This window comes from Actinomadura sp. B10D3, assembly GCF_039871695.1.
Lineage (GTDB): Bacteria > Actinomycetota > Actinomycetes > Streptosporangiales > Streptosporangiaceae > Spirillospora > Spirillospora madurae.
The window spans coordinates 284,568-296,975 of sequence record NZ_JBDPLY010000002.1; the positions used below are offsets into that span (position 1 = coordinate 284,568).

General features: G+C 69.1%; 12 protein-coding genes. 6 read left to right on the forward strand and 6 right to left on the reverse strand.

What is annotated here, in order from left to right; genetic code table 11:
- Window positions 1-7: 7 nt before the first annotated feature.
- Together ABGB11_RS04605 and ABGB11_RS04610 are read left to right on the forward strand one after the other, a co-directional pair.
- Window positions 8-598, forward strand: coding sequence for a TetR/AcrR family transcriptional regulator (locus ABGB11_RS04605; RefSeq protein ID WP_347629091.1), 591 nt, complete (start codon window positions 8-10; stop codon window positions 596-598).
- Complete coding sequence (locus ABGB11_RS04610) at window positions 595-1,002, forward strand: hypothetical protein (protein ID WP_347629093.1); 408 nt, start codon at window positions 595-597, stop codon at window positions 1,000-1,002. The genes ABGB11_RS04605 and ABGB11_RS04610 overlap by 4 nt, the downstream gene beginning before the upstream one ends.
- Here the strand turns inward: ABGB11_RS04610 and ABGB11_RS04615 are convergent.
- Window positions 992-1,870: a MauE/DoxX family redox-associated membrane protein gene (locus ABGB11_RS04615; protein ID WP_347629095.1), complete on the reverse strand. Its 879-nt coding sequence runs from the start codon at window positions 1,868-1,870 to the stop codon at window positions 992-994. The two genes, ABGB11_RS04610 and ABGB11_RS04615, sit on opposite strands and share 11 nt — an antisense overlap.
- Entirely contained in the window at window positions 1,867-3,801 is a 1,935-nt protein-coding gene (locus ABGB11_RS04620) for an ABC transporter ATP-binding protein (protein ID WP_347629097.1), read from the reverse strand. The genes ABGB11_RS04615 and ABGB11_RS04620 overlap by 4 nt, the downstream gene beginning before the upstream one ends.
- Before the next feature lie 287 nt (window positions 3,802-4,088).
- On the opposite strand from ABGB11_RS04620, the gene ABGB11_RS04625 reads away from it, so the two are divergent.
- Window positions 4,089-4,259 (forward strand): SflA family class IV lanthipeptide, encoded by a 171-nt coding sequence (locus ABGB11_RS04625; RefSeq protein WP_347629099.1) that lies wholly within the window; start codon window positions 4,089-4,091, stop codon window positions 4,257-4,259.
- Between the two features lie 139 nt (window positions 4,260-4,398).
- On the forward strand, window positions 4,399-6,981 hold the full coding sequence (lanL, locus tag ABGB11_RS04630) for a class IV lanthionine synthetase LanL (RefSeq protein ID WP_347629101.1): 2,583 nt from the start codon (window positions 4,399-4,401) through the stop codon (window positions 6,979-6,981).
- Window positions 6,982-7,313: 332 nt separating this feature from the next.
- On the opposite strand, the gene ABGB11_RS04635 is transcribed toward lanL, so the two are convergent.
- Entirely contained in the window at window positions 7,314-7,715 is a 402-nt protein-coding gene (locus ABGB11_RS04635; RefSeq protein ID WP_347629103.1) for a hypothetical protein, read from the reverse strand.
- 759 nt (window positions 7,716-8,474) lie between these two features.
- On the opposite strand from ABGB11_RS04635, the gene ABGB11_RS04640 reads away from it, so the two are divergent.
- Window positions 8,475-8,672, forward strand: a complete 198-nt coding sequence (locus ABGB11_RS04640; protein WP_347629105.1) for a hypothetical protein — start codon at window positions 8,475-8,477, stop codon at window positions 8,670-8,672.
- A 68-nt stretch (window positions 8,673-8,740) separates the two neighbouring features.
- On the opposite strand, the gene ABGB11_RS04645 is transcribed toward ABGB11_RS04640, so the two are convergent.
- The 3 genes from ABGB11_RS04645 to ABGB11_RS04655 form a co-directional block, all read right to left on the reverse strand.
- Window positions 8,741-9,514, reverse strand: a complete 774-nt coding sequence (locus tag ABGB11_RS04645) for a hypothetical protein (RefSeq protein WP_347629107.1) — start codon at window positions 9,512-9,514, stop codon at window positions 8,741-8,743.
- 1,180 nt (window positions 9,515-10,694) lie between these two features.
- Window positions 10,695-11,036: a hypothetical protein gene (locus ABGB11_RS04650; RefSeq protein WP_347629109.1), complete on the reverse strand. Its 342-nt coding sequence runs from the start codon at window positions 11,034-11,036 to the stop codon at window positions 10,695-10,697.
- Window positions 11,026-11,943 (reverse strand): hypothetical protein, encoded by a 918-nt coding sequence (locus tag ABGB11_RS04655; protein ID WP_347629111.1) that lies wholly within the window; start codon window positions 11,941-11,943, stop codon window positions 11,026-11,028. The genes ABGB11_RS04650 and ABGB11_RS04655 overlap by 11 nt, the downstream gene beginning before the upstream one ends.
- Before the next feature lie 147 nt (window positions 11,944-12,090).
- On the opposite strand from ABGB11_RS04655, the gene ABGB11_RS04660 reads away from it, so the two are divergent.
- Window positions 12,091-12,402, forward strand: coding sequence for a calcium-binding protein (locus tag ABGB11_RS04660; protein ID WP_347629113.1), 312 nt, complete (start codon window positions 12,091-12,093; stop codon window positions 12,400-12,402).
- Window positions 12,403-12,408: the final 6 nt, after the last annotated feature.

Here is a 12,408-nt window from a genome sequence, read left to right on the forward strand (position 1 = left end):
TCTGACCATGCGGTCAAAAAGTGACGCGGGTCCGGCCCTCACCCGCACCCAGAGGGCCCGCCGCGACGACATCGTCGGCGCGGCCATCGCGATCATCAACCGCGACGGCTACGCGGCCGCCTCGATCGACAAGATCGCGCGGGAGGCGGAGACGTCCAAGAGCACCGTCCTGTACCACTTCAAGACCAAGGAGGCGATCAACGAGGCCCTGGTCGGCGCGCTGTTCGAGGACGGCGCGTCCGCCATGGCGCCGCACATCACCGGGGCCGAGACGTACGTGGAGAAGCTGCGCGCCTATCTGACGTCCAACCTCCGCTACATCGCCGGCCACGCGGCCCACGTCAGCGCGGTGCACCGGATCCTGGAGAACACCGACCTCCGGCCTCCAGGGGACGACCCGGTCGCCTGGCTGGCCCGATTCCTCGCCGACGGTCAAGAGGCGGGAGAGTTCGGCGCCTTCGACCCGCATGTCCTGGCCCTGTCGATCCGTGCCGTCATCGACAACGCCTCCTTCTACTTCACGGCCCATCCCGACCTCGACTTCGACCACTACATCGGCGAGATCACCCGGCTGTTCGACAGGGCGGTGCGGTCATGACCGGGGTCTCGGACCGGCCCGCGGCCAGGACGGCGTTCCGCGGCATCAAGCTGCTGGTCGGCTGCTACCTCGCGATCAGCCTCGGGGCGATCGCCGTCCTCGGCGTCCTCCACGGCCACCCGTCGGTCGCGCCGGAGGAGGCCTGGGTCCACGCCGTCATCGTGGCCGTCACCGCGACGCTGATGATGGCGTCCTCCGTCCAGGCCGCCCAGGGCAGCGCCTCGGCCTACCGCCGCCTCCGCATCGCCTCGGCGGTCATGCTCGCCGCGATCGTCGTCATCACCGCCATCCCGGGTGACTTCCCCCTCTGGATGAAGCTCGAAGGCGTCCTCTGCGGCGTGCTCCTCTGCGGCGTGGTCGTCATCGCCAACCGCAGACCGCTGCGGGACGCCTTCAGCGGTTGATCGCGGTCTGGACGCGCGGAGCGTCGAGGAGGGCCGCGAGGCGGGCGGCGCTGTCGGTGCCGCCCGCGGCGAGGATCGTCCCGTCCTGGTCGGTCACGACGGCGAACGGCGGCCACGGAACGCCGTTGGCGTCGAAGACGTCGGGGTCGATCACGAGCGGGAGGTCGACGCCGTGCGCGGCGAGATGGGCGCGGGTCTCCTCCGGCGGCCCCGCGCTCACCAGGACGACCCGCATCCGCCCCGCGACCTCGGTGAACTCGGGGAGCATGGCGGTGCAGAGGCCGCACGACGGTGAGATGAGCGCGAACAGCGTCGGGCCGTCGGTGACCGTCTCAGGCCCGGCCGCCAGCTTGAAGCGGGTGCCCTCGCGCGGGGCGGGAGGCGTCTCGACGGGCGGGAACAGGCGCGGCATGGCCGCGACCAGGGCGAGGGCGAGCACCGACAGGGGAGGCTGGACGACGGAGAAGCCGGCCGGTCCCGCGACCACGGCCGCGACGGACAGGAGCAGCAGCAGGCCCGTCCGCGCAAGGCTCGCCGGACCCACCGGTGTCGGACGGTTCGCGCCGAAACACCCGCATTCGACGCTCATCCCCCGCCGCAGGACGGAGACCATCGCCGTCAGGAACGCGCCGAACAGCAGCGCCGCGAGGAGCGCGCCCCAGCGCCGCGTGACGGGGACCGCGAGAAGCAGCGCCGCGCCCGTCTCGGCGGCGAGGACCAGGACCGCGGCCGGGGTCGCGACACGATCCGGCAGAATCCGGTAGCCGGCGATCACCCGTCCGAAGGCGCCGGCATCACGGACCTTGCCCGCCACCGCCGCCCCCAGGACGACGATCAGTACCGGCCAGGCCGCCGCGAGCACGGTCATGACGCCCCCGGTTCCGCAGGGACCAGGTCGTCGCCGAGCTGGTACGCGGACGCCTGCAGCCGGTACAGATCGGCGTACAGGCCCCCGAGCCGCAGCAGCTCGGCATGGCTCCCGTGCTCGACGACGCGGCCGTGGTCGAGGACGTAGATCCGGTCGGCGAAGCGCACGCTGGCGAGCCGGTGGGTGATGAGGACGACCGTGCGTCCCGCCGCGTGGTTCCGGATCCGCTCGAACAGGGCGTGCTCGGCGCGGGCGTCCAGCGCGGACGTCGGCTCGTCGAAGATGACCAGGTCGGCGTCCCGGTAGAAGCCGCGGGCGGCGGCGATGCGCTGCCACTGCCCGCCCGACAGGTCGTGACCGCCCCGGAAACGGCGGTCGAGCAGCGCGTCGTACCCGGCGGGCAGCTCCCCGACCACCGCGTCCGCGCCCGCCGCCGCGACCGCGTCCGCGAGCCGGTCCGCGTCGGCGGGACGTCCCATCACGATGTTCTCCCGGACGGTCAGCGGCCACCGGGTGTGGTCCTGGGCGATCACCGAGACCCGCTGCCGCAGCGCCTCGCCGTCGATGCCCGCGAGGTCGGTCTCGTCCCAGCAAATCGTCCCGGCGTCCGGGCGGTAGAGGCCCGCGAGCAGCTTGGCCAGGGTCGTCTTGCCCGACCCGTTCTCGCCGACGAGCGCGATCACCTCGCCCCGCGCGACCGTGACGCTGACCTCCGACAGCGCGGGCGCGTCCGCCTCCGGGTAGGTGAACGAGACGCGGTCGGCGGTCAGCCGGTGGAACCCGGCGGGCGGCGCCCCGCCGGACGGCGGCGGCACCCGGTGCTCGGCCAGCTCGCAGAACTCCAGGTAGTCGCCGAAGTACAGGCCCGCCTCGTACAGCCGGTTGACGCTCTGGACGAGCGCCGTCAGCGACGTCTGCCCCGCCCTGATCGCGAGGACGGCCGCGCCCGCGACCGACAGCGGGATCACCCCGGCCGACAGCATGACGCCCAGCGCGCAATACGCGCCGATGTTCGCGACGCCGGTCAGCAGGTCCCCCGCCGCCTTGGTGCGGGTCTGGTCGCGGGCGACGTCCAACTGGACGCGCTGTTCGAGATCGGCGACCCGGTCGTACTGGCCCAGCAGGAACCCGCGCAGCGTGAACGCCCGCACCTCGGCGGCGGGCAGCCGCTCGGCCATCAGGTCCGACAGCATGAACTTGCGCCGCCGCGCCGTCGACAGCCGGTGGAACGCCGCGTACCGCAGCCGCGCCACGCGCAGCGCCGCCCAGCCCGCCGGGACCGCCGTGACGAGCAGCAGCGGGGCCAGCGCGGGATGCAGCAGCCCGAGCGCCACCGCGGGCGCCGCCACCCCGACCGCCCCGGTCGTCGCGGTGACCGTCATCTCCACCACGGTCGCCGAGTCGGGGACGCCGCTGTCGCGCGCCCGCCGCATCGCGTTGTGGAACTCGTGGTCGTCGAACGCGGTCAGCTCGACCCGGGTCGTCAGCTCGAACAGCCGCGTCTCCGCGGCCCGCTCGACCTGCGGTTTCAGCCGGGCCTGCGCCCAGCCCGCCGCGGTCGTCAGCGCGCCGCGCAGCCCGGCCGCCGCCGCGACCAGCGCGAGCGACGGCAGCGCCGCCCGCACCTTGCCGGGCGTCGGTCCGCCGGCGAACAGCGAGGCCAGCACCTCGGACGTGGCGAGCAGCCCGAACGCCGTGAACACCCCGGCCAGCACGTTGCCGCCCAGCGCCACCGCGGTGTCCCGGCGGTTCGCCCGCCACGCCAGCCGCAGCGCGGCGGCGACGAGCGCGGGCAACTGCCGGACCATCGTCCCGAGGCCGGCGGACATCAGCTCCGCGTCGTGGGCCTCCCAGTAGCGGGTCTCCAGCCCTGTCTCGTCGACCTCGTCCGTGGTGGGACGGCGCGGCCGGCGCGGCACCCTCAGCCGCATCCGGTCGATCCCCGCACCGATGACCTGCGCCGGGACGGCCCGCGTTTCATGATCACTGAGCCAAGGTAGATCATCACGGAACGGATGTAAATGCCTGGAACAGGGAAGAGTTTCGTGGCTGGACAGAATGGACAACATCTGCTCATAATGCGTTCGTCATGATCATCCGATACTCGCGAAGGCGGTTGTACCGGATGGTCCGGTGCGGGAAATGGCGCCCACAAAGTGCCGTTTCCCGGCGCAAGTCCCCTCGCCGGCCGCCACGAGCGGCCAGGAAGGAGCCCACCATGTCCGTGCTCGCGATCGAGCCCCGCGACGCCGGCATCCTCGACATCGAGGACCTCGACGTCGACTTCGAGATGGAGCTGACGGAGCTGCTCCACGGGCCGCAGGCCTGTGTGAACACCTGCAAGAAGACGGTGTGCTCCACGTTCCCCTGCTGTCCGTCGATCGTCTGACACACCCCTGAAGCGCGCCGGCCCCCGCGATCCGCGGTGGTCGCGGCGGCCTGCGCTCCTGCGCCGGAGAAAGGCCGCCGGCCCGTCCGGCTGCCTTTCTCCGGTCATATCCAAGTCGACGACACGACGGGGGAGACGAATGGCGACGTCCGGTCCCGACAGTGTGAACACGGCCGTTTTCGATGTGCTGGGGCATCTGGCCGGCATTGCCCACGAGATTGGTAGGGAAGTAGTCGCGGACGATACGTGGGTCAGCGTGCACGACCCCCGCTTCGACATTCCCGCCCAGGGCTGGAAGCTGCACGTCTCGGCACGTCCCGGCACCCTGGCCGCGACGCTCGACCGGGTGCTCCCCGTCCTGCTCGGCACCGCCTGCGACTTCAAAGCCGCCCGCTCCGCGGCCGTCCTCGGCGACCTGAACTCGGGCGACGGGGACGCCGGCGCGGTCGGCAAGGCCGTCACCGTCTACCCGGCACAGGACGAGGTCACCGCCCTCGGGCACGCCCTCGCCGAGGCCCTCGCCGGGATGGCGGGCCCGCGCATCGTCAGCGACCGCCGCGTCCGCCCCGACGCCCCCGTGTACTACCGGTACGCCCCGTTCCTTCCGCAGTACAAGGTGGACGAGAACGGCGAGTTCTCGCTGATCGTCGTCGGCCCGTCCGGCGAGACCCTCCCCGGCGCCGCGGGAGCCGAGTTCACCTGCCCGCCCTGGGCGACCGACCCCTTCCGCGGTGCCCCTTCCGAGGTGGAGGGGGCGGCGGTTGCGGCCGCGGCCGCTGCGGCGGTGACGAAACCCGGCCGCATGATCGGCGGCCGCTACCGGGTGACGTCCGGCGTGATGCGCGGCCCGCGCGGCAGCGTCTACCGAGCCGAGGCCCCGGACGGACGCCCCGTCATCGTCAAGGAGACCCGCGCCTACGTCGGCGAACGCCCCGAGGGCTTCGACCTGCGCATGTACCTCCGCAACGAGCTGCGCATCCTCCGCGCCCTGACCGGCGTCCCGGGCGTTCCCGAGCCCCTCGACCACTTCCGGCACGGCGAGGACGAATACCTCGTCATGACCGACGCCGGCACCACCGACCTCAACCGCCACGTCGCCGAGTCCGGCGTGTACAGGGACGGCGACCTGACCGCCCTGGCGTCCCGGATCCTGGAGGTCCTGGACGCGGTGCACGAGCGCGGCGTGGTCGTCCGCGACCTGTCGCCGAAGAACATCGTCGTGGAGGACGGCCGCTGCACGCTCATCGACTTCGGCACCAGCGGCTACGAGGACCTGCAGATGCCCGGCTGGAGCCGCGGCTTCAGCGTCCCGGACCAGCGCACCGGACGTCCGTCCACCCCTGCCGACGACTACTTCTCCCTGGGCGCGACCCTCTTCTACGCGGCGACCGGACTGAACCCCGTCATCATCGACTCTGACCTCGTGCGCGGGGTGGAACGCACCCTCCAGTGCCTGTCCCGGATCTTCCCGGAACCTACGGGTACCGTCGCCCTCATACCGCGCCTGCTCAGCCTGGACCCGACAGAACGAACGTCCGCCGCCGAGTCGCTCCGCACCGGCGGTGAGGCGCCGGCCCCGCGTTCGTACGCACCGCCGGTACACCTGACCGACGACCTCCTGTCCGCGGTTCTCGCACACACCACCCGCGAGGTCGTGGGCTACGCGGAACGCCTGATGGAGGGCCCGGCCGACGCCCGCCGCTCCGCACCCCCGGTGACCAACGTCTACGCAGGCTCCGCGGGCGTGGGCATGGAGCTGCTCCAACACCCCGAGGGCCGCGCCATGGGCCTCGACCTGGCGCGCTGGACGGCCACGAACCTGCCTCCCGCGGACCTCCTCCCGTCCCTGTACTTCGGCCTAACAGGAACGGCCATCTTCCTGACCACTGCGGGCGTGCCTTCCCCCGTGCGAGCGAAGCTGACCGGCGAAGAACGCGCCGACCAGGCCCACGGCTTGGCAGGCATAGGCACCGGACACCTTCTCCTGGCCTCCCTCGACCCAGACGGCGACCACCTCGCAACGGCCACCGAATGCGCCCGCCGCCTGCTGTCCGGCGACTTCACCGAGCCGGACGCCCTCCCCGAACAACTCCTGGCCTTCGAGCCGTCCGGCGTGGGCCTGGACGTGGACACCGCCTACGCCCACGGCGCCGCGGGCATAGCCGACTTCCTCCTGTCCCACCACCTGGCCACCGGCGACACCGCCTCCGGCGAAGGCGCCCGCGAACGCTTCACCGCCCTGGCCAAGTCAGCCGAAGCCCTGACCGAAGAACTGGCCTCCCCGTCCGGACGTCCCATGGGCGCATCCTGGTGCCAGGGCATGTCAGGCGTAGCAACGGCCCTCCTCCACGCGGCCTCGGCCTACAACGACGACACCTACCTGTCGCTGACCACCCGAATAGCCGACGCCTGCATGCAAGTAGCTCCTCGCGCTTGGGTGACATCCCAGTGCTGCGGCCTAGCAGGCATAGGCGAAGCCCTGATCGACGTGGCAGTCGCCACCGATGACAACACCTACTGGCACCACGCAGAGCAAATAGCCGAACTCATGCTCATCCGAGCCGGCGGCCCCCACGAAGCCCCCACCTTCCCAGGCAACGACCTGGACACCCAAGCCTTCACCTGGGCCACAGGCACAGCAGGCGTCCTAACCTTCCTACGCCGCCTAACAACCCGAACCAGCCCCCGCCTATGGCACCCCAACGAAGCCGCAAGAGATTAGGCCCGGGCCTCTCCGAAGGGCGGCGTCACACCCGAACGACCAGCTAAGCACCGCGACATCCGACAGGCGGCGCCGAGGAGCAGACCGAACGCAACCTCAGACCCGCCCACGCGCCCCCACGGCACAGACACCTCCACCGTGGCGGACAGGTGGCGACGCATCCTGGAGGCTGACGGGGTCCAGGACACCCTGGACCCCGTCATGCTCGCTAACAGCTGCCACCGGGCACTTCCGGCTGATCACCGGGTGCCGCGTCCCGCGCACCTCTGGAACTGTCTAGTCATGTCCGAAGGCGCCGCTCCTGCGATCCGCCACGAGCAGCCGGTGTGCGGTCAGCCGCAATGACCCCATTCAACTGACCCGCCCGACGCATTGCCATAGGCGCCTTGGTACATGATGCAACGGCCCTTGCCATACACCTTTACCGGACCAGCATACGTGCTGTAGTTACCGCTATCCTCGTCGCTCGCGCCAGCATCATTCTGAATGTCAACTGCGACGAACTTGCTGTTCGGTTGATCCTTCCAAGTGACGGCGCAGTTGTAGGTGCCGTTCCACATCAGATAGACGGTGGCCGCACCCAGATCAGTCGAGCTGATCACACGGTACGAGCCACCACCGCACGCCGCGATCGGAGACGACGCCGCCATGGCGGGATTGCTGATGGCCACGGACCCTGCGAGGGCAGCCGCGCTGACCATGGCCAGCGCCGCACCTTTCTTGATTTTCCGCATAGGAAACTCCCTCTCTGACATTGGTGGACCGGCCGTACGCCGCTGCGTCTGACCGACTCATGAAACCGTCCGGTCGCCGGGCACCGCGGCAACATCAATCGACTGATCTGTGCGTTGCCCTAGCGAATAACTTTGAGGCCGCGTCGCCAGAGTGGCGAGGCACCACCGGTGGATGATCGGACGATGTTCACCGCGACCGTGTACGCACCGACCAGCGTGTGCTCAAGATAGGGCTCGTCGAGCTGAACCCGAAGTTCCACCTGAAGGCCGCCACTTCCTGGTCAAGGAATGCCCGAAGGACAAGGAGTACCGCCGCTTCAAGCTCAGCACCCAAATCATCGAGGCCGGCCGCCCCGTGGCGTGCTCTTCGCGTGACTCGTCACCGAGATCGCCGGCCCCAGCCTGGTCCACCCCGCTGACCTGATCAGAAGCCCGTCCGCCGAGCGGCGTGACTCATGACAGATGTGTCCGCGTGGTGACTCCTCCCGGGCCGGAGCCGACCACGCCCCCCGAGACGAATGGGAGCCGCAATGGCGATGCCGTCAGAGAGCACCGATGCCGTCATGGGAGTAGACGCCCACCGCGACAGCCACAGTGCGTCACTGGTCAACCCGGTCGGCGGCGAGCTGCCCGCGCAGGCCGGCAGATCATCGAACCCGACCGGGCCAACGCCTCCAACACCTTCCAGGCGGTAAGGACGAGCCCTGGACGCCCGCCGCGCCGCCCGCGAGGCATGCTGACCATCAAGGGGAACAGGTCGTGATCGTGGCCACCAGCCGGGCCCGGATGTCAGCGGCCGAGATCTGCGGCCACGCCCGCCGGCACTGGGGCCTCGAGAACCTCGGGCACCGGGCCCGCGACACCATCTGGTGCGAGGACGACCAGCAGGCCTACCTCGGCAACGACCCCCGGGCGATGGCCACCCTGCGCAACCTGGCCCTCGGCATCAGGTTGTGAATCTGGGCGATGCCGTAGATCGATCGGGAAACACGAAATCCCTCGGTCGGGCAGGATTGCCGCCCGCCTCAAAGTGGGTCGACCAGAAGAGCAATGAAGGCGAGGGCAAACCCGGAGCCCACGACGACGCATGCGATCAGCACCCAGCCCATCCCGGTGGCATGCGCGCCGAACTCGCCCCTCTTGTGTTTGATCGCCATCATGCCTCCGACCATGATGAGGCCAAGTACGCACCCGCCTGCGGCGAACCAAGTCAACCAGCGAAGCAATATCCCTGCCGTTTCGGCGACTTTGGTCGTTCCTTTCGCGTGGCCGCGCGGTAGAGCGGAGTCGGGCTTGTGAGTGAGAAAATACTTGTCCGACTTCTTTGGGGCCTTAGGAGGCTCAAGTATTTGACTTTCTCTCTTCTTCTCCCCGCCTGCGCACTTGAGTCTTTCCTCTTTGGATGACCTATGATGGCAGTATCCCTCGTCCTCGATGTCGACCTCGGGCCACTGGCGACTGTTGCTGGTGTTGCAGTGCCCATCTTCGTGCTCATCGCTCAGGGCCAGGCAGATCTCGAAGCCGTATTTCTTGCTGCGTTTGTAGTTCTTGATGCCTTTGACGTAGCACTTGTCGTTCTCGCCGGCGCGGATCTGGAGCGGCTTGCCGTCGGTTGCGCGTACTACTTCTCCGTTGAGGGTGACTCTTCCGCGTACGAGGTGCCCGTCGGGTTCGATGTCGCACACTTCGACGCGGCCGGTTTTGGGATCCCACTTGAATGATCCGCCGGGGTCGCGGTCGACGGTTTTCATGGCCTTCTTGTCGCCCCAGTCGATGTCGATGGCGGCTATCGCCGCCACGAGGCCGATGGTGGTCGCCCGGCCGGGTGCCTCGGCGGCCGGGGCCCTGCCGCCTGCGGGCTGTACAGGATCGCCGGGACTCGGGTCGACGGTTCGGGATAGTTCTGTCATTCCGGCCGCCTCTGAGGTGGGGCGGACGGGGGTGTGAAGAAGGCCGATGGCGACGAAGGCGCCCAGCACGAGAAACGCAGCGGGCAGGACGGCTACGCGCCGCCGCGGGCCCACTCGGCCCTGGCGGCGTTGTCCGCCTCTCGCATGGTGGAGCCGGCGCTTCATCACCCGGCGGCTCCGGCGAGTTTCTAAACGATGGAACATGCCGGATCGACGTAGGCCACATGCCGCAGCAGGTCGACCGTTCACGTGAACATCACATCGAGCATGTGCGGCCTCCGAGGTGATGCGCAAAGAGTTTCTGGCAGCCCGTTCGCGAGGTGCGGGGACGCTGCCCGGCGAGCCCCTGGCCCGTATGTCCGGTATGGTTGGCCATGTCCGTTGCTTGAGTGATTGATGGGACCCTTCTGCACCGGGGTCGCCCGCCGGTCCGAGCTGGACCGGCGAGATGAGTCACTCCCGAAAGCACCTTGTTGTTACGTGTCCGGGAAATAGCACGATCGTCAACGGTTGGTTTCCAAAAAAATTCGGGCGCGACACAGGTCAAACACACAAGACCGGCTCGCGGCCCACCACCAGCCCGAAGCTGCCGCACCAAGGTCACCCCGAACTGGGAGATGATGACCGTCCTTCAGCGCCCTTCCCCTGACTTGGGCTGGCCGGCTTCTCCCGTCCCGTGCGGTTCTCCGCCTCCTCGCGAACGCCCGCAGCGTCAACGAGATCGCCCTGCCCGGGGCCGGGTGATGGGTGACAACGTCTTCGCCGCACGCGCGCCCGAGACCAGTCGCAAGAAGTCCGAAACCGTCGCGTGACGGTGGCTCCCCGTTCGGCTCCCCACGGACCTCAAAGATCGAAAAAGGGCCCCGGACGATCGCCGAGACCCTCTCTCACCTGGTACTTCAGTGTCGGGGTGGCGGGATTCGAACCCACGACCTCTTCGTTCCCGACCATCTCCTGGTCGTCAACTCAAGCGTGGTCTCCGACCTGGCTCGGACTCCGCTCGCGCTCCCGACCACGCTAGCTAGCATGCCAACTGGCAAGGTCGTCCGTTCGTCCTCAAGAGTGCCGGTCACGAACGCAGCCCGGCCCGGTCCAGCCTGGCTATGAACGACGTCTTGCGCTTGTGGCGGATCCGGAGGTCTGCCAGGTAGCCGGCGAAGCCGTCTTCGTCACCTGATCGCCGGTACGCCTCACCGAGTCGGGCGATCGTCTTGACCGCCTTGCTGTAGCGGTACTTGTCGCCGGTCATCGCCAACCGCAGCTCGATCAGGTCCTGGTAGGGCGCGATCAGGTCGGCGGGGTGCCCGATCTCCCAGAGCTCGATCAGCCGGAACCACTGCGACTCGTGCAGATCGTTCGGGTGGGCGACCGCGAGGTGCCATGCCTCGTACAGAAGGTTCTCATCGATCAAGACGTTGAGTAGTTCGGTGACGTAGCGGTGGTCGACCTGTGCCCGGCCGCGGATCACGCTCAGCGCCGGGTCGCGCAGGTCGGGCCATTGGTCGGCGCGTTCGGCGGTCTTGCGGAGCGCTACGTAGTCGATGTGCATCGTCCGGTGCTCCAGTGCGGTCTGGGCGCAATGCGATGGCCTCGTCACGGCGGCCGTGGTCCAACAGCAGATCCACCAGCCGGTTGCGCAGCTCGTCGGCCTGGTGGCCCGCTCCGTCACGCGCCAGCCCCTCGCGGGCCCACCGTTCTGCGTCACCGTCCCGTCCGGCCGCCCGCAAGGCGTTCACGATCTCGGTGTAGCGGTAGGTGCCGCGCAGGTCCTCGGCCAGCACGGCGACATGCGCGTCCACATCGCCCGAGACCGCCGCCAGTTGCTCCCGCAGGTCCCGCACGCCTACGGTCACCGCCCATGAGTCCGGATCATCGGTGGCACGACGCTCCTTCACGAGGCGGGCGAGTTCGCTCAGGCCTCGTTCCCCCAGCGCGTCCTTGAACTCCGCCAGCCGGATGTCCGGCCAGCCCGGCCCGTCCAGTCGCGTCCTCACCAGCCAAGCAGCCAGCCGCTTGACATCCGGCGGCGCCGCCGTGCACGCCTGGGCGTACAGGAACATCAGCTCGCGCAATCGGTCGCCCACGATCCCCGACGAGTCGTCCAGATACAGCAACGCCGAGGTGACTCGCTCCACCGCCCGGCGCGCCAAGGGAACCGCCTGAGCCGCCGCCTCGCGTCTGATCAGGTGGTCGATCTCCGCTGCCACCTCGTCGGCCTGCGCCGCGTACTCCCGGCGTCCCCGATAAGGGTCCCGCCGGCGGTCCCACCGCAATCCGTCGATCAACCGCCGCACCTCGTTGACCTGCGTGTCCGTCACAGAGCCATTCAAGCCGAACGGCGGAACCCGCTGAGCGCCGACATCCCGCGCAGCCAGGCATCCGAGCCGAGGAACGGCGCCACCCATTGATCGTCGGGTCGAGCGAAACCTCACATCCCTCAGCCCGGCCTCACTACCCTGACCAGGGTGACAAGCCTGAGCGATGCCGAACTGGACGCCCTGGTTGAGCAGGCCATCGTCGACGCTTACGACGAGCACGAGCAACACGCCGCGTTCCATTGCCTGCTGGAAGAGCATTTGATCGTGCCCTTCCAGACCACTGTCCTGGGCGTCGAGGTGACCGTCACGAAGATCGATCTTTCGCCTGGTGGTGAGATCGTTGGGATCTGCACCCGAGCCAAGCACCGGCAGGCCATCGGGATCCTAGATCTGCCGCTTCCAACGCCACGCCCGGCGGGCGCCGAATGGATCGACGCCTACCGACACTGGACCTGCTGACGACGA